Annotated in this window: 23 protein-coding genes; 11 read left to right on the top strand and 12 right to left on the bottom strand. The window is 71.9% G+C overall.

Going from position 1 to position 20,763, the window contains the following annotated elements:
• Window positions 1–7: 7 nt before the first annotated feature.
• Window positions 8–1,213 carry an L-2-hydroxyglutarate oxidase gene (gene lhgO, locus EUA06_RS09025; RefSeq protein ID WP_129474768.1) on the bottom strand — a complete coding sequence of 402 codons (1,206 nt, stop codon included), beginning with the start codon at window positions 1,211–1,213 and terminating at the stop codon, window positions 8–10.
• Window positions 1,214–1,277: 64 nt separating this feature from the next.
• Between lhgO and arfB the strand changes: the two genes are divergently transcribed.
• Complete coding sequence (gene arfB / locus EUA06_RS09020; RefSeq protein ID WP_129474766.1) at window positions 1,278–1,715, top strand: alternative ribosome rescue aminoacyl-tRNA hydrolase ArfB; 438 nt, start codon at window positions 1,278–1,280, stop codon at window positions 1,713–1,715.
• Here the strand turns inward: arfB and purE are convergent, their stop codons facing one another.
• From purE to EUA06_RS08990, 6 genes are all read right to left on the bottom strand, one after another.
• Window positions 1,716–2,246, bottom strand: coding sequence for a 5-(carboxyamino)imidazole ribonucleotide mutase (purE, locus tag EUA06_RS09015; RefSeq protein WP_129474764.1), 531 nt, complete (start codon window positions 2,244–2,246; stop codon window positions 1,716–1,718).
• 10 nt (window positions 2,247–2,256) lie between these two features.
• Window positions 2,257–3,360, bottom strand: coding sequence for a 5-(carboxyamino)imidazole ribonucleotide synthase (locus tag EUA06_RS09010; RefSeq protein WP_242498075.1), 1,104 nt, complete (start codon window positions 3,358–3,360; stop codon window positions 2,257–2,259).
• 109 nt (window positions 3,361–3,469) lie between these two features.
• Window positions 3,470–3,787 (bottom strand): winged helix-turn-helix domain-containing protein, encoded by a 318-nt coding sequence (locus tag EUA06_RS09005; RefSeq protein WP_129474760.1) that lies wholly within the window; start codon window positions 3,785–3,787, stop codon window positions 3,470–3,472.
• 91 nt (window positions 3,788–3,878) lie between these two features.
• Window positions 3,879–4,931, bottom strand: coding sequence for an adenylate/guanylate cyclase domain-containing protein (locus EUA06_RS09000; protein WP_129474759.1), 1,053 nt, complete (start codon window positions 4,929–4,931; stop codon window positions 3,879–3,881).
• Window positions 4,921–5,424 carry a PH domain-containing protein gene (locus tag EUA06_RS08995; protein WP_129474757.1) on the bottom strand — a complete coding sequence of 168 codons (504 nt, stop codon included), beginning with the start codon at window positions 5,422–5,424 and terminating at the stop codon, window positions 4,921–4,923. The genes EUA06_RS09000 and EUA06_RS08995 overlap by 11 nt, the downstream gene beginning before the upstream one ends.
• A gap of 38 nt (window positions 5,425–5,462) precedes the next feature.
• Window positions 5,463–6,263, bottom strand: a complete 801-nt coding sequence (locus tag EUA06_RS08990) for a biotin--[acetyl-CoA-carboxylase] ligase (protein WP_129474756.1) — start codon at window positions 6,261–6,263, stop codon at window positions 5,463–5,465.
• Window positions 6,264–6,325: 62 nt separating this feature from the next.
• Here EUA06_RS08990 and EUA06_RS08985 point away from each other — a divergent pair, with 62 nt between their 5' ends.
• The 7 genes from EUA06_RS08985 to EUA06_RS08955 all read left to right on the top strand — a co-directional run bounded on the left by EUA06_RS08985 (window position 6,326) and on the right by EUA06_RS08955 (window position 12,745).
• Window positions 6,326–7,933, top strand: coding sequence for an acyl-CoA carboxylase subunit beta (locus tag EUA06_RS08985; protein WP_129474754.1), 1,608 nt, complete (start codon window positions 6,326–6,328; stop codon window positions 7,931–7,933).
• Complete coding sequence (locus tag EUA06_RS08980; RefSeq protein ID WP_129474752.1) at window positions 7,933–8,154, top strand: acyl-CoA carboxylase subunit epsilon; 222 nt, start codon at window positions 7,933–7,935, stop codon at window positions 8,152–8,154. The genes EUA06_RS08985 and EUA06_RS08980 overlap by 1 nt, the downstream gene beginning before the upstream one ends.
• 121 nt (window positions 8,155–8,275) lie before the next feature.
• A complete protein-coding gene (locus EUA06_RS08975) occupies window positions 8,276–9,277 on the top strand; it encodes a type IV toxin-antitoxin system AbiEi family antitoxin domain-containing protein (RefSeq protein ID WP_129474750.1) in 1,002 nt (333 codons plus the stop codon).
• 41 nt (window positions 9,278–9,318) lie between these two features.
• On the top strand, window positions 9,319–11,013 hold the full coding sequence (locus EUA06_RS22965; RefSeq protein WP_129474748.1) for a DUF885 domain-containing protein: 1,695 nt from the start codon (window positions 9,319–9,321) through the stop codon (window positions 11,011–11,013).
• Window positions 11,010–11,627 carry a Maf family protein gene (locus EUA06_RS22960; protein ID WP_129474746.1) on the top strand — a complete coding sequence of 206 codons (618 nt, stop codon included), beginning with the start codon at window positions 11,010–11,012 and terminating at the stop codon, window positions 11,625–11,627. Before EUA06_RS22965 ends, EUA06_RS22960 begins: the two co-directional genes overlap by 4 nt.
• 18 nt (window positions 11,628–11,645) lie before the next feature.
• Window positions 11,646–12,287 carry a CDP-alcohol phosphatidyltransferase family protein gene (locus EUA06_RS08960; RefSeq protein WP_242498045.1) on the top strand — a complete coding sequence of 214 codons (642 nt, stop codon included), beginning with the start codon at window positions 11,646–11,648 and terminating at the stop codon, window positions 12,285–12,287.
• Entirely contained in the window at window positions 12,287–12,745 is a 459-nt protein-coding gene (locus EUA06_RS08955) for a YqaA family protein (protein ID WP_129474744.1), read from the top strand. The genes EUA06_RS08960 and EUA06_RS08955 overlap by 1 nt, the downstream gene beginning before the upstream one ends.
• Window positions 12,746–12,752: 7 nt before the next feature.
• Here the strand turns inward: EUA06_RS08955 and EUA06_RS08950 are convergent, their stop codons facing one another.
• The 4 genes from EUA06_RS08950 to EUA06_RS08935 are packed head-to-tail and all read right to left on the bottom strand — an operon-like array spanning window position 12,753 to window position 16,902.
• The gene (locus EUA06_RS08950; RefSeq protein ID WP_129474742.1) at window positions 12,753–13,958 is read right to left on the bottom strand and encodes an ABC transporter permease; all 1,206 of its coding nucleotides are present in this window, start codon (window positions 13,956–13,958) and stop codon (window positions 12,753–12,755) included.
• Window positions 13,955–14,836 carry an ABC transporter ATP-binding protein gene (locus EUA06_RS08945; protein WP_129474740.1) on the bottom strand — a complete coding sequence of 294 codons (882 nt, stop codon included), beginning with the start codon at window positions 14,834–14,836 and terminating at the stop codon, window positions 13,955–13,957. The genes EUA06_RS08950 and EUA06_RS08945 overlap by 4 nt, the downstream gene beginning before the upstream one ends.
• A gap of 51 nt (window positions 14,837–14,887) precedes the next feature.
• On the bottom strand, window positions 14,888–15,586 hold the full coding sequence (locus EUA06_RS08940; RefSeq protein ID WP_129474738.1) for a response regulator: 699 nt from the start codon (window positions 15,584–15,586) through the stop codon (window positions 14,888–14,890).
• On the bottom strand, window positions 15,583–16,902 hold the full coding sequence (locus tag EUA06_RS08935) for a sensor histidine kinase (protein ID WP_129474736.1): 1,320 nt from the start codon (window positions 16,900–16,902) through the stop codon (window positions 15,583–15,585). The genes EUA06_RS08940 and EUA06_RS08935 overlap by 4 nt, the downstream gene beginning before the upstream one ends.
• Window positions 16,903–16,972: 70 nt before the next feature.
• Here EUA06_RS08935 and EUA06_RS08930 point away from each other — a divergent pair, with 70 nt between their 5' ends.
• The 3 genes from EUA06_RS08930 (at window position 16,973) to EUA06_RS08920 (ending at window position 19,493) form a co-directional block, all read left to right on the top strand.
• Window positions 16,973–17,659, top strand: a complete 687-nt coding sequence (locus EUA06_RS08930) for a hypothetical protein (protein WP_129474734.1) — start codon at window positions 16,973–16,975, stop codon at window positions 17,657–17,659.
• A 96-nt stretch (window positions 17,660–17,755) separates the two neighbouring features.
• On the top strand, window positions 17,756–19,129 hold the full coding sequence (locus EUA06_RS08925) for an HNH endonuclease (protein WP_129474732.1): 1,374 nt from the start codon (window positions 17,756–17,758) through the stop codon (window positions 19,127–19,129).
• A gap of 28 nt (window positions 19,130–19,157) precedes the next feature.
• Window positions 19,158–19,493 (top strand): YnfA family protein, encoded by a 336-nt coding sequence (locus EUA06_RS08920; protein WP_129474730.1) that lies wholly within the window; start codon window positions 19,158–19,160, stop codon window positions 19,491–19,493.
• 12 nt (window positions 19,494–19,505) lie between these two features.
• Here the strand turns inward: EUA06_RS08920 and EUA06_RS08915 are convergent, their stop codons facing one another.
• Window positions 19,506–20,705: an acyl-CoA dehydrogenase family protein gene (locus EUA06_RS08915; RefSeq protein WP_129474728.1), complete on the bottom strand. Its 1,200-nt coding sequence runs from the start codon at window positions 20,703–20,705 to the stop codon at window positions 19,506–19,508.
• Between the last annotated feature and the right edge of the window lie 58 nt (window positions 20,706–20,763).

Genomic DNA, 20,763 nt, shown 5'->3' with positions numbered 1-20,763 from the left:
CGCAACCCTAGGACGTCTCCCAGATCCGCCCGACCACGTGTGCGGCGATGGCCAGGCTGGACGTCGCGGCGGGCGACGGGGCGTTGCGCACGCACGTGACGCCGTCGTCGCGGGTGATCCGGAAGTCGTCGACGAGGCTGCCGTCGCGGTCGACCGCCTGGGCGCGCACGCCACTGCCGGCGCGGACCACGTCGGCGACGCCGATGTCGGGGACGTAGCGCGAGGCCCTGCGCATGAACGCCCGCTGCGAGGCCGAGCCGACGACCTCCTCGAGGCCCGTGCGCCAGTGGGCGCGCGCCATCCGCCACGTTCCCGGCCACGCCGCGACGTCGCGCAGGTCGCGGACCGACACGTCGCGGCGGCGGTAGCCCTCACGACGGGTGGCGAGGACGGCGTTGGGTCCGACCTCGAGCCCGCCGGTCACCCGGCGGGTGAAGTGGACGCCGAGGAACGGGTAGCGCGGGTCGGGGACGGGGTAGACCATCCCGCGGACGAGGTCCTGCTTGGCGTCGCTGACGGCGAGGTACTCGCCGCGGAACGGCACGATGACCGGGCCTCGGTCACCCCCGGCCAGCGCCGCGACACGGTCGGCGTGCAGCCCGGCCGCCACCACGACGTGGTCGAACCGCATCGACGCGTGCTCGCCCTCGACGGTGACGACGACGCCGTCGCCCTGCCGCCGGATCCCGTCGACCCGGGCACCGAGCCTCACCCGGCCGCCGGCAGCCTCGACCTCGCGTGCGATGGCCTTCGTGACGGCGTCGTAGTCGGTGATCGCCGTGGCCGGCGAGTGCAGCGCGGCCAGCCCGACGGCGTACGGCTCGACGTCGCGGATCTCCTCGGCCGCGAGGCGTCGCAGTCCGGGTACGCCGTTCGCGGTCGCGGTCCGCTCGAGGGCGTCGAACCGCCCCGTCTCGGTCGCGTCCACGGCGACGACGAGCTTGCCGCACTCCACGTAGGCGATCGCGTGCTCGGCGCAGAAGTCCTTCAGCAGCGCACGGCCGCGGGTGCAGAGCTCGGCCTTGAGGCTGCCCGGCTTGTAGTAGATGCCCGCGTGCACGACGCCGGAGTTGTGGCCGGTCTGGTGGGCGGCGAGCCGGTCCTCCTTCTCCAGCACCACGACCTCGGTGCCGGGGCGGCGACGGACGATCTCGCGCGCGATCGCGACGCCAAGGATCCCGCCGCCGACGACGCCGACCCTCTGTTCTGCCATGTCCCAGACGCTCCCGGCTCGCGACACGTGACGTCAACCCCACTGGTGGGGGTTGGATGGGGTCGTGCGCGACCTCCACGTCCCGGCCGGTCCCGGGCTTCCCGACGGACTGGTCGTGCCCGCAGCCGAGCTGGTCGAGCGGTTCTCCAAGTCGCCCGGACCCGGCGGGCAGTCCGTGAACACGACGGACTCACGCGTGGAGCTGGAGTACGACGTCTCGTCCTCGGCGGTCCTCACCTCGACGCAGCGCGCCCGAGCGCTGCGGCGCTGGCCGTCCGGGACCGTCTCGATCGCGGCGTCCGAGCACCGCTCACAGCACCGCAACCGCGTCGCCGCCCGCGAGCGGCTCGCCGAGATGCTGCGCGAGGCGCTCGCGCCACCGCCGCCGCCACGGCGGGCGACCAGACCGACGCGCGGGTCGAAGGAGCGGCGGCTGAAGTCGAAGAAGGAGCGCGCGCAGACCAAGGCGCTGCGGGGTCGGGTGCGCGGGCGCCCGGAGTAGCTAGAAGCCGACCTTGCTGCCGCTGCCCCTGGCCGCCTGGCGTACGACGTCGCCCTTGGCGTGGGCGGTCTCGGCGAGCCCCGCGGCGTAGTCGACGAGGCGCTGCTGGAGCTCGGGGTCGCTGGTGCCCAGGATCCGGGCGGCGAGGATGCCGGCGTTCTTGGCGTTGCCGATGGCGACGGCGGCGACCGGGATCCCGCCGGGCATCTGCACGATGGACAGCAGGGAGTCCATCCCGTCGAGGTACTTCAGCGGCACCGGGACGCCGATCACCGGCAGCGGCGTCACGCTGGCGAGCATGCCGGGCAGGTGGGCCGCTCCCCCGGCGCCGGCGATGACCACCGACAGGCCGCGGGTGTGGGCCTGCTGGCCCCACTCGATCATCTCGGCGGGCATCCGGTGGGCGGAGACGACGTCGGCCTCCCACGCCACGCCGAGCTCGGTGAGCACCTCGCCGGCGGCCTGCATGACCGGCCAGTCGGAGTCCGAGCCCATCACGATGCCGACCTTCACTGCGGACTCTTCGCTCATCTGCGTGCTCCTATTCGCTCTCGTTGCCCAGGTCGCCACGGAACCACGCGGCGGCGTGCCGCGCGCGCTCGAGGCAGTCGTCGAGGTCGTCGCCGTATGCGTTGACGTGGCCGACCTTCCGGCCGGGCCGGAGGTCCTTGCCGTAGAAGTGCACGCGCAGCCGCGGGTCACGGGCCATCGCGTGCGGGAGGCCGTCGTAGAGCCGGCCGGTGTCGGTGGGTCCGCCGAGGATGTTCACCATCACGGTCCAACGCTCACGCGGGGCCGGCGAACCCAGCGGGAGGTCCATGACGGCGCGCAGATGATTCTCGAACTGGGACGTCACCGCGCCGTCCTGGGACCAGTGGCCGGTGTTGTGGGGGCGCATCGCCAGCTCGTTGACCAGGATCCGGCCGTCGGTCGTCTCGAAGAGCTCGACGGCGAGGATGCCCGTGACGTCGAGCGCACCGGCGATCCGCAGGGCGATCTCCTGCGCCTGACCGGCGAGAGCGGGCGAGAGGTCCGGCGCGGGGGCGACGACCTCGTGGCAGATGCCGTCGAGCTGGGTCGAGGCGACGACCGGGTACGCCGCGGCCTGCCCGCTCGGAGAGCGGGCGACGAGGGCCGACAGCTCGCGGCGGAAGTCGACGAGCTCCTCGGCGAGCACCTCGACGCCGGCGGCCGCAGCCGCGTCGAAGGCGACCTGCGCCTCGTCGAGGGCACGGACGACCCAGACGCCCTTGCCGTCGTAGCCGCCGCGGGTGGTCTTGAGGACGCACGGCAGCCCGAAGGCCGCGACCTCCTCGGTCGTGGTGACCACGGCATTGCGGGGGCACGGCACGTCGAGCTCGGCGAGGCGGCGGCGCATGACGGCCTTGTCCTGCGCGTGGACGAGCGCTCCCGGCCCGGGACGTACGGCGATGCCGTCCGCCTCGAGCGCGTGCAGGTGGTCGGTCGGCACGTGCTCGTGGTCGAAGGTGACCACGGCGGCACCGTCGGTGACCTTCCGGAGGGTCGGGAGGTCGGTGTAGTCGCCCACCAGCTGGTCGGGGATGACCTGGGCGGCGGAGACACCCTCGGCCTCGGCGAGCAGGCGCAGCGGGAGACCGAGCGCGATCGCGGGCTGGGCCATCATCCGGGCCAGCTGCCCACCCCCGATGACGGCGAGCGTGGGAGCGCGGTGCGAGCCGGTCGAGGACACGACCGGAGCCTATAGAAGCCTCCTCCGGACCGGTGCTCCCGGATCAGCTCGCGACGCGGTCCGCGCTCGTCTCGAAGCGGAGGCCGCGACCGCGGTGGGTCGTGATCAGCGTCGGGTTGCGCGGGTCGTCGTCGAGCTTGCGACGCAGCCAGCCGAGGTGCACGTCGATGGTCTTGGAGTTGGTGTAGAACGACGTCTGCCAGACGTCCGCCATCAGCTCGCCGCGGGTGACGATGTCACCGGGGCGCGCCATCAGAGCCTGCAGGAGCTGGAACTCCTTGCGGCTCAATCGGATCTCGCGTTCGCCCCGCCACACCTGTCGTGTGCCCGGGTCCAGTCGCACGTCTTGCACAGCCAACACGCGCTGAACCTAAGGATCCGGCGCCCGGTTGGTGGCCCATATGGGCGAATTGCGGCCCAGTGGTCTGGTCCAGCTGACGCCCCTCTGCGGGTCAGCGGCGGCGCACGGCGACGGGCTCCACGAGCCCGAACCCGCGCACCGGACGGGCGGGGAGCCGGCGGTTCTCCCACTCCGTGGCGGGCAGCAGGTCGGCGGTGTTCTGGTCGACGATGAGCCGGTTGCGGCGGGCGACGGCGGTGAGCCGGGCGGCCATGTTGACCGGCGGGCCGAAGATGTCCCCCAGGCGCTGGACCACCGGTCCGCTGGCCAGCCCGAGGCGTACGTCGGGCATCTTGCTGTCGCGGCCGATGACGTTGATGATCCCCTCGGCCACGGCGATGCCGTCCTCGGCGCCGCTGGTCACGAAGAGCACCGAGTCGCCGAGGCTCTTGATGATCCGGCCGCCGTAGCGCGCGACGACGTCCTGGCAGCGGCTCTCGAACACCTCGACGAGGTCGCCGATCTCGTCGCGGTCGAGCGTGTTGGACAAAGCGGTGAAGGACACCAGGTCGGCGAAGCCGACGGTGACGTCGATGGTGTGGAGGTCCTCGTCCTTGGCGCCCATCGCCTCGATCCGGGCGACCGCGGCGGCGAGGTGGCGGCGCCAGGCGTAGACGAGGAGCCGCTCGAAGGGCGGGTTCACCTCGTCGATCAGCCGCAGCGCGGACCCGATCCGCGAGCCGGTGGCCTCCTCGCCGGCCTCCATCTCCTCCACCCGGCTCACCAGTGCGGAGACCTCCCAGTCGGCCAGCCGCGCCATCGTCTGGCCCACGCCGCGGGTGAGGTTCACGGCCGTGTCGAAGTCCACGGCGCCGGAGTCGACGAAGGTCATCAGGGTCGCGACGGCCTCGACATCCGCCGCGGTGTACGCCTTCTCACCGACGAACTCGGGGAAGCCGAGCGCTCGCCACAGCCTGCGCGTCTCGTCGATGGTGATGCCGGTCTCGGCGGCCACCTCGAGAGCGCTGAGCTCGGGCCTGCTGCGCAGGATCGCGTGGTCGAGCTGCTCCCCGGGGCGCGCCTTGGGGGCGGCCTTGCCGGCGGCCTTCCCAGCAGCCTTGCCTCGCCGGGGCTTGCTCTGCTTGGGCGTGCGCTCAGGTGCCATCGTCGCGGCGGTCACCACCGGAGAGGCGATGCAGCTCGTCGGAGACCTGGAGCTGGACCTTCTCCACGTCGGGGATGTCGTGGAGCTCGACCTGCCCGTCGGTGCTCGCGTCGGCCACGACGAGCGTGCCGCAGCCGAAGATCCGGTCGATCACGCCGATCTCGAAGTCGACGCCGCTGATCCGGTTGAGCGGGATCGTGCGGCCCTCCTTGGCGATGAAGCCGGAGCGCTTGATGAAGCGGCGGTTGGTGAACGTGTAGGTCGTCGTGAGCCAGCGGAGGAGCGGTCCGACCAGGAACCACACCAGCACGCCGAGGAACAGGATCCACACCACCAGCGACCCGACCGAGCTGTCGATCAGCCGGCCGAGGAAGATCGCGGCGGCCAGGGCGACGAGCACGACGAGCCCGGGCAGGATCAGCGCCTTGACGTGCGTCCGGGTCGAGACGACGACGTGTTCGCCCGCGTTGAGGAGCTTGGTCGGAAAGGCCACGCGAGGATCATGTCACCAGTCAGGGCGCTTCGCGACGATCAGGCTGGGCGCACGTGCACCACGTCGCCGGCAGCGACCGTGAGCGTGCCGTCGTCCGTCCCGACCACCAGCGCCCCGGACGCGTCGATGTCCAGCGCCTCCCCACGGCGCACGTCGCCCGCGGGCAGGTGCACGTCGACCGTGCGGCCGAGCGTCACGCAGACGTCGGCGTACGCCCTGCGCAGCGACTCGGTGTCGTCGAGCAGGCCCTGGAGGCCGTGCAGCGAGCCCAGCACCTGGCCGAGGAGACCGGTGCGCTCGACCGGCTCGCCGGTCTCGAGGGCCACGGAGGTGGCGAGCGCGATCGGCAGCTCGTCGAGCGTCTGGTCGACGTTGATGCCCACCCCGACGACCGCCATCGGCCCGGCGGTGGTCTCGATCCGCTCGACCAGGATGCCGGCGACCTTGCGGCCGGCGCCGAGGTCACCACCGTCGACCAGCACGTCGTTGGGCCACTTCAGCGCGATGTCGGGAAGGCGGTCGGCGAGCGCCGCCTGGACGGCGTACCCGGTGAGGAGCGGCAGCCACGACCACGACTCGGGCGGCACGTCGGGGCGCAGGAGCACCGAGAAGGTCAGCGACGCGCGCGGCGGCGTCTCCCAGGTGCGGTCCAACCGGCCGCGACCGGCGGTCTGGTGCTCGGTGACCAGCACGAGCCCGGGCTCCTCGCCGTCGCGGGCCCGTGCCGCGAGCGCGGCGTTGGTGGAGGGCGTCGCCTCCTCGACCTCGATCCGCCACCCGTCGGGCGCGAGCAGCCGGTCCGGGTCGATGGGTGGGCGCGATGCCGGTGCGTCGGTCATGGCACTAGATTGCCGGATGGACCAGCGACCGCCGCAGACCAGGCAACTCAGGAGGCCCCCGCGTGAGCGCACAGCCGGGTGAGGACAAGCAGATCGACCTGCACACGACGGCCGGCAAGCTCGCCGACCTCGAGCAGCGGCTCGACGAGGCCGTGCACGCCGGATCGGCGAAGGCCGTCGAGAAGCAGCACGCCAAGGGCCGCAAGACCGCTCGCGAGCGGATCGAGATGCTCTTCGACGAGGGCACCTTCGTGGAGCTCGACGAGCTCGCGCGGCACCGCTCGACGGCGTTCGGCCTCGAGAAGACCCGTCCCTACGGCGACGGCGTGGTGACCGGCTACGGCGAGGTCAACGGCCGCATGGTGTGCGTCTTCAGCCAGGACTTCACCGTCTTCGGCGGGTCGCTGGGCGAGGTCTACGGCGAGAAGATCACCAAGGTCATGGACCTCGCGATCAAGACCGGCTGCCCGATCATCGGCATCAACGAGGGCGCGGGCGCGCGGATCCAGGAGGGCGTGGTCAGCCTCGGGCTCTACGGCGAGATCTTCCGCCGCAACGTGCACGCCTCGGGCGTCATCCCGCAGATCAGCCTGATCATGGGCAACTGCGCCGGCGGCCACGTCTACTCCCCCGCCGTCACCGACTTCACCGTGATGGTCGACCAGACCTCGGCGATGTTCATCACCGGTCCCGACGTGATCAAGACCGTCACCGGCGAGGACGTCACGATGGAGGACCTCGGCGGTGCACGCACGCACAACACCAAGTCGGGCAACGCCCACTACATGGCCTCCGACGAGGAGGACGCCATCGAGTACGTCAAGGCGATGCTGTCCTACCTCCCGCAGAACAACCTCGACCCGGCGCCGGAGTACGACGAGGCGCCGGACATGCAGTTCACCGACACCGACAGGGCCCTCGACGCCCTGATCCCGGACGGCTCGAACCAGCCCTACGACATGCACGACGTCATCACCGCCGTCCTCGACGACGAGGAGTTCCTCGAGGTCCAGGAGCTGTTCGCGCCCAACATCCTCGTCGGCTTCGGTCGCGTCGAGGGCCGCTCGGTCGGCATCGTGGCCAACCAGCCGATGCAGTTCGCCGGGACGCTCGACATCGACGCCTCGGAGAAGGCCGCAAGGTTCGTCCGCTTCTGCGACGCCTTCAACCTGCCGGTGCTGACGTTCGTCGACGTGCCGGGGTTCCTGCCGGGCACCGACCAGGAGTGGCAGGGGATCATCCGCCGCGGCGCCAAGCTGATCTACGCCTACGCCGAGGCGACGGTCCCCCTCATCACGGTCATCACGCGCAAGGCCTACGGCGGGGCGTACGACGTGATGGGCTCCAAGCACCTCGGCGCCGACATCAACGTCGCCTGGCCGACCGCGCAGATCGCCGTCATGGGCGCGCAGGGCGCGGCCAACATCGTGCACCGCAAGACGCTCAAGGCCGTGCAGGACGAGGGCGGCGACGTCGAGGCCAAGCGCGCCGAGCTGATCGACGAGTACGAGACCACACTCGCGAACCCCTACATCGCTGCCGAGCGCGGCTACGTCGACGCCGTCATCGCCCCCCACGAGACGCGCATCGAGATCATCCGCTCGCTGCGCCTGCTCCGCTCCAAGCGCGAGACGCTCCCGCCCAAGAAGCACGGGAACATCCCCCTCTGATGGCCGACCAGGAGGTGCAGGCTCCGCTGCTGAAGGTCGTCAACGCCGACGCGACCCCTGAGGAAATCGCCGCGCTGGTCGCGGTGTTCTCCGCGCTCGGCTCGGCCGCGGTCGAGCCGGTGAAGAAGCCGCGGCCGGCGTGGAGCAACCCGGCGCGCAGCGTGCGCCACACCCACCATCACGGTGACGGCGCCTGGCGCGCCAGCGGCCTCCCGCGCTGAGGACCTACGCCAACAGTGGAGCCAGCGGCCCGACCTAGCGGTCAACGGCTCCACTGATGGCTCCTCCACAGATCGCCGAGCGGTCTGGCACGCGGACGCCGCCGCACCTCATCGTCGTCGCATGCCCAAGCGCGCGACCAGCACCCTCGACGAGTCCGCGTTCGCGCGCCTGCTGAAGCGCCAGGACGGCGTGGTGTCGCGAGGCCAGCTGATCGGTCTCGGCGCGTCGCGCGCGGACGTACGCCGACTCATCGCTCGCGGAGACCTCGTGCCGGTCCACCCGCGCGTGTACGTCGACCACTCGGGCGAGCCCACCCGCCGCCAGCGGGAGTGGGCGGCGGTGCTGGCATGTGCACCGGCGGCCCTGCACCGCGAGTCAGCGCTCGACGCGCACGGGATGACGCGGGACCGACCGGCCCAGGCCGTCAAGGACCGCCAGATCCATGTCCTGGTCGACCTGGAGCGTCGCATCTCACCGCCGCCCGGCGTCATCGTCGAGAGGGTGAGCGACCGGGAGACGTGGGTGCAGGACAACCGGAGGCCACCTCGCGCCGACTTCGACTTCGCGGTCCTCAAGGTGGCCGGAGATCGCACCGACGCGGACTCGATCGCACTCCTCTCCGACGCCGTGCACCAGGGAATGACGACCGCCGTGCGCCTGGTGGAGACGATCGACCGGATGCCGCGACTGCGCCGGCGCTCCCTGCTCCGCGAGATCCTTGCCGACATCGCAGCGGGGACGCGCTCGGTCCTCGAGCAGCGATACCTCCACGACGTCGAGCGGGCGCACGGCCTCCCCGTCGGCGAGCGACAACTGCGTGAGGCGACAGCCAGCGGCGTGGTCCACCGTGATGCCCGCTACCCGAAGGAGCGGCTGCTGGTCGAGCTCGACGGTGCCTTCGGTCACCGCGACAGCGTCGACCGCTGGGCAGACCTGCAGAGGGACCTCGATGCCGCAGTGGACGACCACGTGACGCTGCGGCCCGGGTGGGCGCAGGTCCTCGAGCCGTGCCGCCTCGCGGTCGTCGTCGGCGAGGTCCTCCGACGCCGTGGCTGGGCTGGGAGCCCGACGGCCTGTGGTGCCGAGTGCGCGATCGACGGTGGAGCCAGCGGCCCGACCTAGCGGACAGGCGCTCCACTGTCGGCGAGGCTAGGGTCGAAGTCGTGACCCAGACCCGCACGATCGACTCCCTCTGCGACGCCTACGTCGACGACTACTGCGCCCTCGACCCGCTGACCGCGACCTCGATCGGGGTCGCCGGCCACGAGCACGAGATGACCGACTACTCCCCCGCCGGATTCGACGCCCGCGAGGCGCTGGCCAGGGAGGTCGTGGCGGCCGTCGAGGCAGCGACGCCGGTCGACGACCGCGAGGCCGCCGCCAAGGACGCGTTCCTCGAGCGCACCCGTCTCGAGATCGCGCTCGAGGACGCCGGCGTCAACCGGTCCCGCATGTCGGTGCTGTGGAGCCCGCTCCACGAGATCCGCGGCGTCTTCGACCTGATGCCGACCGAGGGCGAGGAGGCGGTGGCCGCGATCGCCGCCCGCCTCGAGGCCGTCCCGGCCGCGCTCGAGGGGCTGCGCGTCACGCTCTCCGACGAGGCCCGCAAGGGCAACGTCGTCGCCGCGAGGCAGTACGCCGAGGTGGCCGAGCAGGTGCGCCGCTGGACCGGCCAGACGGGCGACGCCGGCGACTTCTACCTCGGCCTGGTCGACCGGCTCGAGGGTGGCGGCGACCCCGCCCACCTCCGGGCGCTGGCGGGAGCGGCTAGTGCTGCGACGGCGTCGTTCGGCCTGTTCCTGTCCGACGAGCTGGAGCCGCAGGGCAAGGACAAGGAGGGCGTGGGCCGCGAGGTGTACGCCCTCGCCAGCCGTTACTTCCTCGGCGCCGAGGTCGACCTCGACGAGACCTACGCGTGGGGCTGGACCGAGCTCCAGCGCCTCTCCGACCTCATGCACGCCACCGCCGACCGGATCCTCCCGGGCGCCGACGTCGACGCCGCCGTCGCCCACCTCGACGCCGACCCCGACCGGGTGGTCCACGGGCGCGAGGCGTTCCGCGACTGGATGCAGCAGCTCGCCGACCGCACCATCGAGGAGATGGCGGGCGTCCACTTCGACATCCCCGACCCGATCCGCCGGATCGAGTGCATGCTCGCTCCGACCAACGACGGCGGCATCTACTACACCGGCCCGTCCGAGGACTTCGAGCGACCGGGCCGGATGTGGTGGTCCGTGCCCGACGGCATCGAGGACTTCCACCCCTGGCGCGAGGTCACGACGGTCTACCACGAGGGCGTGCCCGGCCATCACCTCCAGGTCGCGCAGACGGCCTACCGCCAGGACACGCTCAACCGCTGGCAGCGGCTGATGTGCTGGTGCAGCGGCCACGGCGAGGGATGGGCGCTCTACGCCGAGCGGCTGATGGAGGAGCTCGGCTTCCTCGACGACCCGGCCGACCTGCTCGGGATGCTCGACGGCCAGTCGCTGCGCGCGACGCGGGTCATCGTCGACATCGGCATGCACCTCGAGCTGACGATCCCCGAGGACAACCGCCTCGGCGCCGGTGGCACCGCCTTCCACCCCGGCGAGACGTGGACGCCCGAGCTCGGCCTGGAGTTCATGCGGCTGCACTGCCGGATGGACGACGAGTTCATCCAGTTCGAGGTCAAGCGCTACCTCGGCCTGCCCGGCCAGGCGCCGTCCTACAAGGTCGGCGAGCGCATCTGGCTCGAGGCCCGCGAGGCCGTCCAGCAGCGGCAGGGCGACGCCTTCGACCTCAAGGCCTTCCACCGCGCGGCCCTCGACCTCGGCTCGCTCGGGCTCGACCCGCTCCGCACGGCGCTGGAGCGCCTGTGACGACTCCCCCCGCGACCCGGCTGGTGCTGGCCTCGGCGTCGCCCGCACGTCGTACGACGCTGCGCGCGGCCGGGCTCGACCCGATCGTCGTGGTGAGCGGGGTCGACGAGTCCCAGGTGGTCGACGTGACCCCGGCCGAGCTCGCACTCCAGCTGGCCGAGCTCAAGTGCGCGGCGGTCGTCGGGCGCGAGGAGGTGCCGGCCGACGCGCTCGTGCTGGGCTGCGACTCGGTGCTCGAGCTCGACGGGGAGGCCCTCGGCAAGCCGCACGACGCGGACGAGGCCAGGCTCCGGTGGCGGGCGATGCGCGGGCGGTCGGGCGTGCTCCACAGCGGGCACTGCCTGCGCGACGTCGCGAGCGGCCGGGTGGCCGCTGCCACCGGGTCGACGACGGTGCACTTCGCCGACGTCACCGACGAGGAGATCGACGCCTACGTCGCCACGGGCGAGCCGCTGGAGGTCGCCGGCGCGTTCACCATCGACGGTTTCGGCGGGGCCTTCGTCACCGGGCTCGAGGGCGACCACCACAACGTGGTCGGGGTCAGCCTGCCGCTGCTGCGCGAGCTCGTCCTCGAGCTCGGACACGCGTGGCCGAGCCTGTGGTCCCGGACCTGACGCGCTAGCATCCCGAGCGTGGGGAGCGGGGTTGGTGGTGGCGTGCAGGCCCAGCCTGTCGCCGACCCCGAGGACCGCTACGGCGTCCGCGAGGAGCGGCTGCTGACCGGCGCGACCGTCATCACCGCAGTGCGCACGATCGCCTCCGTCGTCCTGGCCGCCATGGCTGCGCACCAGGAGAGCCTCGAGCTGCTGGTCGCCGCCCTCGTCGTCTACTGGGTCGGCGACATGCTCGACGGCTTCTACGCCCGCGTCCGCGACTGCGAGACCCGCATCGGCGCGGTGCTCGACATCCTGTGCGACCGGCTCAACGCGGGCGCGTTCTACATCGGGCTCGCCTGGCTGCAGCCCGACCTGTCGCCGGCGATCTTCGTCTACCTCGCCGAGTTCATGGTCGTCGACTGCTTCCTCTCGATCGCCTTCCTCGCCTGGCCGGTGCGCAGCCCCAACTACTTCTTCGTCGTCGACCGACCGATCTGGCTCTGGAACTGGTCGAAGCCCGCCAAGGCGGTCAACAGCGCCCTCTTCGCCGTGCTCCTGCTGGTCACCGGCTGGATGTGGGTGGGCCTGGTCATCGCCCTGGCCCTGCTCGCCCTCAAGGTGGTCTCGCTGCACCGCCTGGCGCGGATCGGCCTGCCCGTCCCCGGGGCCGCGGGCTGATGCTCTTCTGGAGCGTGCTGGGCGCCTCGATCGCGTCGGCCCTGCTGCCCCTGATCAACATCGAGGCCATCCTCGCGGTCTCCATCAGCCAGGCCCCGTCCCACGCCTGGGCGCTCGTCATCGCTGCGACCGTCGGCCAGATGCTCGGCAAGATCCTCTGGTACTGGGGCGGCATGCACATCGACCGCGCCCCCTGGGTCAGCCGGCAGCTGCAGAAGCCGAAGGCCAAAGCGTCCCTCGAGAGGTGGCACGAGCGAGCCGAGGGGCGCCCGTGGTTCACGGCCGCGTTGCTCTTCGTCTCCGCCGCGACCGGCTTCCCGCCGTACGCCGTCACGGCCGTGCTGGCCGGCACCCTGCGGGTGCCCTTCTGGATCTTCCTGGTGACCGGCACGCTCGGCCGCGGGCTGCGGTTCTGGGCCGTCGTCTACGGGACGTCGTCCGTGCTCGACTTCCTCTGAGCAGGGGTCACTCGGCCGCCGACCACGCCTGGCGCAGGGTGACCCGGCCGCCGGTCTGCAGCAGTGCCCTGCGGTAGAGCTTCTCCCCCACCCACACGGTGACGGCGGCGAAGGCGGCGAGCAGCCCGAGGGCCACGAGCGGCTCCCACCACTCCACGCCTCCGGCGAGGATCCGCTTCGGCATCACGACGGCCGAGACGGGCGGGATGAAGGACGCGATGACCTGGCCGCGGCCGTCGAGCGAGAGGCCGCCGAAGAACATCGCGAGCATCAGCATCGTCAGCGGTGTCGAGGTGGCCTGGAGGTCCTCGGTGCGCGAGGCCAGCGAGCCGGCGACGGCCCAGAGGCAGGCCAGCGCGACGAAGCCGGCGAGGAAGAAGCCGATGAACCACGCCGTCGGTCCGGACAGCGCCGGGAGATAGGACTTGTACGAGGTGAACGAGATCCCGACGAGTCCGACGACGAGGTAGACGAGGAGCTGGATCACCGCGAGCGCGGTGTTGCCGAGCACCTTGCCCGCGAGCAGGTGCCGCAGCGGGATCGCGGCCGCGATGATCTCGACGATGCGGCTCTGCTTCTCCTCGATCACCGAGGAGGCCAGCTGCATGCCGAAGACCAGGGCCGCGAAGTAGAACAGGAACACGAAGACGAAACCGACCACCTCTGCGACGGCAGCCCTCTCGGCGTCGCCGCGGAGGAAGGCGGTGGACACGTCGCTGCCGGCCTCGAGCTCCTGGACCGTCGAGCCGACGCCCGCGGCGTTGTCGGTCAGCACCTGCTGTCGTACGACAGTGCTGACGACGTCGGTCAGGGAGTCCTGCTCGCTCGACTCCGACGTGAGCTCCCAGCCGCCTTCGACCGGGTGCAGCCAGGCGTCGACCTCGTCGTCAAGCAGGGCAGCCTCGGCCGCAGTCTCGTCATCGAGCTCGACGACGCTGACCTCGACACTGTCGTCGACGTCGGGTGCCGACTCCTCGATCACGGTCGCCATGGCGACCGAGTCGGGGGTGGCGCCGAGCGTGACCTTGTCGGTGCGCTCCTCCTGCCAGGCGGTGAAGCCGATGAAACCGGCGATCAGCACGACCATGAAGACCGTGCCGAGCAGGAACGACTTGTCGGTGATGCGGGACACCACCTCGCGGCGGGTGACGAGCAGCCACGGCGCCTCGGACGACCCGTTGCTCTTCGTGGTGGTCTTGTCTGCGGTGCTCATGCGGTGGCCTCCCGGTAGATCTCGCTGAGCGCCGGGCGGACCCGGACGAACTCGTGGACGCTGCCGCGGCGCGTGGCCTCGGCGATCAGCTGCTGCTCGGCGCCGTCGTCGCGGACCTCGACCAGAGCGGTCGTGCCGTCGAGGTCCAGCACGTCGAGCCCCGACTGGTCACGCACCCAACCGGCGTCGCCGCCGAGGACGAGACGGAAGCGCGGCACCCCCGCGTCGCGCAGCTCCGTCACCGTCCCGGCGGCGACCCGGCGTCCGTTGGCCAGCACGACCAGGCGGTCGCACAGGCGCTCCACCAGGTCGAGCTGGTGGCTGGAGAAGAGGACCGGGATCCCGTCGCGGGTGTACTCCCGCAGCAGGTCGACCATCGAGTCCACGGCGATCGGGTCGAGCCCCGAGAAGGGCTCGTCGAGGATCAGCGCGACCGGCTTCGGCAGCACGGAGGCGATGATCTGCACGCGCTGCTGGTTGCCCAGCGACAGCTTCTCGAGGTGGTCCTTGGTCCGACCGCCGAGGCCGAACCGCTCCAGCAGCTCCTGCACCTGCGCCCGCGCCTCGACCCGCCCCATGCCCTTGAGCTGGGCGACGTACACGAGCTGGTCGAGGATCGGCTGCTTCGGGTAGAGGCCGCGCTCCTCCGGCATGTAGCCGAAGGTGCGGCGGTCCAGCCGGGTGATCGGGCTGCCCTGCCAGAGCACCTCGCCCTCGTTGATGCCGAGCACGCCCATGACCATTCGCATGGTCGTGGTCTTGCCCGCGCCGTTGGCGCCCACGAAGCCGGTCATCTGACCGGCCGGCACCTCGAACGACACGTGGTCCACGGCGGTGTTGTCACCGAACCGTCTGGTCAGCTCCCGGATCTCCAGCATGCCTCGACGCTAGGGGCCGGGACTGCCGAGCGGATCCGCCGCGGGGATGGATCACTCCTCCGTCGGGAGGATGAGTCCGGCCTCGTAGGCGTAGATCACTGCCTGCACGCGGTCACGCAGGTGCAGCTTGGCGAGGACGTTGGAGACGTGGGTCTTGACCGTCGCCTCGCCCAGCACGAGGTCGGCGGCGATCTCGGCGTTGGACAGCCCGCGGCCGAGCAGCACCAGGACCTCCCGCTCCCGTGCCGTGAGGTGCGCCAGCCCGGCCGGCTCGGGACGCTCGGCCCGGTCGCCACCCTCCTTCCACGCAGCCTCACCCGCCATCCGGCCGATCACCCGCCTCGTCACCTCGGGCGCGAGCAGGGCATGGCCGCGGCCGGCAGCGCGTACGGCGTCGAGGAGCTGCTCCGGGCCCGCGTTCTTCAGCAGGAAGCCGCTGGCACCGGCCTGGAGGGCGTCGAAGAGGTAGTCGTCGCGGTCGAAGGTCGTCACGATGACGACGTGCCCGAGGTCGTCGGCGACGAGGTGCCGGGTGGCCTCGATGCCGTCCATCCGCGGCATCTGGACGTCCATCAGCACCACGTCGGGGTGGGTCGCGCGCGCCTGCTCGATCGCCTCGATCCCGTCGGCGGCCTCGCCGACGACCTCGATGTCGTCCTCGACCGACAGCACCATCGCGAAGCCCGAGCGCACCATCGCGTGGTCGTCGACGAGCAGGACCCTGAGCGGCGTCGTGGGCGGCTCGGTCACGAGGCGGCTCCCAGCGGGTAGCGGACCCGGACGCGGTAGCCACCCGTGACCCGCGGCCCGATGTCCACCTGGCCCTCGTGGGTGGCGGCGCGCTCGCGGATGCCGAGCTGGCCGAGCCCGCTGCCCGACGTGCCGTGGCGCGGGCGGCCGTTGTCGACCACCTCGACCTCGGCGTACGCGTGCTCGTCCACCCGCACGACGACCGACACGGTGTCGGCTGTCGAGTGCCGGCGCACGTTGGTCAGGGCTTCCTGCACGGTGCGGAACACCGCGAGGCCGACACCGCGTGGCAGCCGGGATGCCGCGCCGTCCTGCTCCTCGACCACGTCGAGGCTCACGGCGAGCCCCTGCCCGTCGACCTCGGCGACCAGGCGGGGGAGGTCGGCGACGCCCGCGTCGGTCGTACGCGCCTCGCTCCTGTCCTCACCCTCGCCCTCCCTCAGCGTGCCGAGCAGTCGCCGCATCTGGGTGACCGCGTCGCGGGAGGCCTCCTCGACGTGGGAGAGGGCCGTCCGCGCGGCGTCGGGGTCGCGGTCGAGGATCCGTCGCGCGGCCCCCGCCTGGATGCCCATCGCCGAGACCCCGTGGGCGACGACGTCGTGCAGGTCGCGGGCGATCCGGAGGCGCTCGTCGACCACCGCCTGCTCGCGCAGCCGGCCGGCCTGGGCGGCGATGGTGATGGCCTGGTCCTGGAGGCGGGCGCGCTGGCGGGCCGCGCGCCACGAGACGCCGCCACCGACGATCGCGCCGCCGAAGTAGATCGCGTTGATGAGCAAGGTGATGGCAATGGCAGCCGGGATCGGCGCGAAGACGCCGGTGGTCTCGGTCAGGTCCTCCTCGTCGAGCCACTCCTGCACGGCCGACCCAAGCGCGAACTGCCACGTCAGCCACGCGAACATGAAGAGCACGATCGAGCAGACGACCAGCGCCATGGCTCGCCGGTCCCGCGCCCAGGCGACACCGGACAGCAGCGCGACGAAGTAGACGATCTGCAGCGACAGCTGGCCCATCACCTCCGGCATCGTCACGCCGGCGACGAACATGTGCAGGGCCGCCAGCAGCGCGACCGCCAGCGGCCACCGCCGACGTCCGAGGAGCAGCACCGCACCGGTCGACACGGCGAACCACTCGGTCCACACCGGGACGTCGGTGTTCTCCAGCCCGCCCGAGCTGCGCACCAGCTCCAGCGCCAGCAGGCTGATCGCCTCGACGCTCACCGCCAGCACGACGTCCTGCCGCCCGATCGCCGGTCGCGGCCGCTCCCACGCGTCGTCCACGCCGAACCACGTCAGCACGCGTTCGGTCGGGGACGGCATGGGGCGAGGGTAGATCGCCGCTCCCCCGTCCGGATCCGTCGGGAGGTGGAGATGCGGCTACCGTCCCCGCATGGCAGCCACCGCCGTCACGCCGGACGACCTCGACTGGCTGGTCGCTGTCCTGAGGCGGCGCCGGGAGGCGCTCGTGCCGCACGCACCCGTCTTCTGGCGGCCGGCTCCCGATGCGGACGCCCGCCACCGGGCGTACCTCCACCACCTCCTCACGGAGGGCGGTGCACGTGCTTGGCGTACGTCGACCTCAGCGCTCGTCGCGGCGCGCCGGGGCGGGGGCTGGCTCGTCGACGACGTCCACGTCGAGGGCGCCTCGGACGCGGTCGACCTCTGGAACGCCTTCGCCTCCTCGTGCGGCGGCGACGACGTGCGGTTCGTCGCGCCTGCCTACGAGAGGGAGCGCGCCGCCCGCGCCGTGGCCGCCGGGTTGTCTGTCGCCGAGACCTGGTGGCTCCTGGAGCTGGCCTCGGGAGGTGGGGAGCCGGGAGCCTCCGTCGAGCTGGCCGGCGCCGACGCCGTCACCGTTGCCGCGCCTCCGGTGTACGCCCCGCCCGGCCCGATGCTCTTCGTGTCTGCCGTGACCGACGGAGTCGCACTGGCGGCCGCGGTCGGGCAGGCACCTGCGCTCGGCTGCGCCGGCGTGGTGGTCAACCAGAAGGTCGGCGACGCGTTCGGTCCGGCCCTCGCCGGGCTCGGGTTCCGCCGGCACTGCGACTTCTTCGAAGGTGTGATCCGGCCGGTCTGACGATGCCGAGCCACCAACCGTCCACAGCCCGGGCAGAAGACGTGGTCGTCCACAAGCCGTGCCTCGGCTGTCAGACCCTCCGTGTTGAGTGGATCCATGACCACCTCCCAGCCCCCGCTCACCGCAGCCGCTGTCGCGGCGATGCGGCGCGAGGTGCAGGTAGCGCTCGACGGACCGAGCGGGCTCGGCGACGCGGAGCGCATCGACCTGATCCGGGCGCTCGAGGAGCTGGTCTGCACGGCGACCGCGGCGCAGGCCGCGCACGCCGCGGACCTGGCGGAGTCGGTCGAGGCCGACCACGAGGGGCTGGGCGTGCCGGCAGCGCGACGCGGACAAGGCGTCGCGTCGATGGTCGCCCACGCGCGACGGGAGTCCCCGCACCGCGGACAACGCCACCTCGGGCTTGCCAGGGTCGTCCGGCAGGAGCTCCCCCACACCTGGGCGGCCTGGCGCGCCGGTCGCGTCACCGAGTGGCGGGCAACCGTGATGGCTCGCGAGACCGCCTGCCTGTCCCTCGAGGACCGGCTGGCCGTCGACGAGCTGCTGGCCGCCGACCACGACGCCTTCGAGGCGATGAGCGAGCGGCAGGTGATCGGTCGCGTGCTGACCGAGTCCGCGCGTCTCAACGCGGAGGCGATCACCGCACGTCGGCGCAGGGCCGAGTCCGAGCGTCGCGTTTCCATCCGGCCAGCTCCCGACTCGATGGTCTGGTTGAGCACCCTCTTGCCCGTCGCCGCGGGCGTGGCTGCCTACGCCGCTCTCGCCCGCGAGGCCGACAGCGCCAGAGCGCAGGGCGATCCGCGCACGAGGGGCCAGGTGATGGCCGACGGACTGGTCGACCGGGTCCTCGGCGTTGTGGAGGTCCACGACCCTGCGGAACAGCAGGAGCACGGAGACAGCGCACCTCCCGACGACTCCCGCCGCGCTTCACGCACGATCGACCTCAACCTCGTGATGTCCCACGACGCACTCTTCGGCACAGCCGACGACGAGGCCCGCCTCGCCGGCTTCGGGCCCGTGCCGGCCGAGCTCGCCCGCGAGGTCGTCGCGAACGCGCTCGGGCAGGGTGACGAAGTCTGGCTCCGCCGGCTCTACGCCTCGCCGACCACCGGCGAGCTGGTCGCCATGGACAGCCGCGCCAGGCTCTTCCCTGCCGCTCTCGCCCGGTTCATCCGGCTGCGCGACCAGGTCTGCCGCACCCCGTGGTGCGACGCACCCATCCGGCACCTTGACCACGTCGTCCCCCATGTCGCCGGTGGTCCGACCGATGCCAGCAACGGCGAAGGGCTCTGCGAGGCGTGCAACTACGCCAAGGACGCTCCCCGGTGGCGAGCCAGACCCGGGCCGGACGGCACCGTGACCACCACGACCCCGACCGGCCACACCCGCACCACCCGACCGCCGCCGGTCGCGACCGTCACGAGACGCGAGACACCTGCATTGACGGTCGACTACGTCCTCGCCGGCTGACCGCCGACCCGGCTGCCAGACTCCCGGCATGACCGTCGCGAAGTCGCTCGTCCTGTTCGCCCTCGCCGCGGTCGCGGAGATCGGCGGAGCGTGGCTGGTGTGGCAGGGCGTGCGGGAGCATCGCGGCTGGCTCTGGATCGGCGCCGGCTTCGTTTCGCTCGGCCTCTACGGGCTGGTTGCCACCCTGCAGCCGGACGCCAACTTTGGACGGATCCTGGCGGCGTACGGCGGGGTGTTCGTCGCCGGTTCGCTGGCGTGGGGCATGGCGGTCGACGGCTTCCGCCCCGACCGCTACGACATCACCGGCGCGCTGATCTGCGTCGTCGGCGTTGCCGTGATCATGTACGCCCCGCGGTCCGCCTGAGCGCGGAGAGGGTCACTCGACCGGCAGGCCGAGCCCCCGCGCGATGAGCATCCGCTGGACCTCGGAGGTCCCCTCGCCGATCTCGAGCACCTTGGCGTCGCGGTAGAACCGGACGACGGGGTACTCCTCCATGAAGCCGTAGCCGCCGAAGACCTGGGTCGCGATCCGGGTCGCGGTGACGGCGGACTCGGTGGCGTAGAGCTTGGCGACCGCGGCGGCCTGCTTGAAGGCGCCCATCGACACCGAGGAGGACCCGGCGTCCATGGCGTCCTTCATCGCGGCGGCCTTGTAGGTCAGCAGGCGCGAGGCGTCGAGCATCACCTGGAGGTCGGAGACCTGGAAGGCGAGGCCCTGCTTGCGGCCGATCGGACCACCGAAGGTCTGGCGCTCGCCGGCGTACTGCAGCGACATGTCGAGGCACGCCTGGATGCAGCCGACCGCGAGGGCCGCGATCGCGACGCGTCCGTCGTCGAGGGTGGCGAGGAACTGCGCGTAGCCGCGGCCGCGCTCGCCGAGGAGGTTCGCCTCGGGGACGCGGGCGTCCTCGAACGACAGCGGGTGCGTGTCGGAGGCGTGCCAGCCGAGCTTGTCGTAGGCCTTCTCGGCGGTGAAGCCGGGCGTGCCCGACGGGACGATGATCGTCGAGATCTCCGGACGGCCGTCCTCGCGCTCGCCGGTGCGGGCGGTCACGGTGACGAGCGAGGTGATCGACGATCCCGAGTTGGTGATGAACTGCTTGGCGCCGTTGACGACCCACTCGCCGTCGTCGAGGACGGCCTTGGTCTTCGTCGCACCGGCGTCGGAGCCGGCGCCGGGCTCGGTCAGGCCGAAGCCGGCGATCTTCTCGCCGGCGACGAGCGCGGGGAGCCACGTCTCCTTCTGCTCGGCGGTGCCGTAGGTGAGGATCGGGTTGATGCCGAGGCCGACCGCGGCCTCGAGCGTGATGCCCATCGACTGGTCGACGCGACCGATCTCCTCGATCGCGATGCACAGCGACGTGAAGCCGCCGTCCTCGCCTGCCATGCCCGCGCCGCCGAACTCCTCCGGCGCGGTGAGCCCCATCAGTCCGAGCTGGCCCATCTGGTGCACGACGTCGGTCGGGAAGTGGTGCTCGCGGTCCCACTGCGCGGCGTGCGGCGCGATCTCCTTCTCGGCGAAGTCGCGGACGCTGCGTCGGAACTGCTCGTGCTCGGGGGACAGCTCGAAGGTCATGGACTGAGACTAGCGCCACAGGTTAGCGATCGCTAACCCCGCGCGGACGTCGTACCCT

It is taken from the genome of Nocardioides glacieisoli, from assembly GCF_004137245.1.
GTDB lineage: Bacteria > Actinomycetota > Actinomycetes > Propionibacteriales > Nocardioidaceae > Nocardioides > Nocardioides glacieisoli.
The sequence above is the reverse complement of the archived record's forward strand: the minus strand, read 5'-3'. Positions and strand labels throughout refer to the sequence as shown.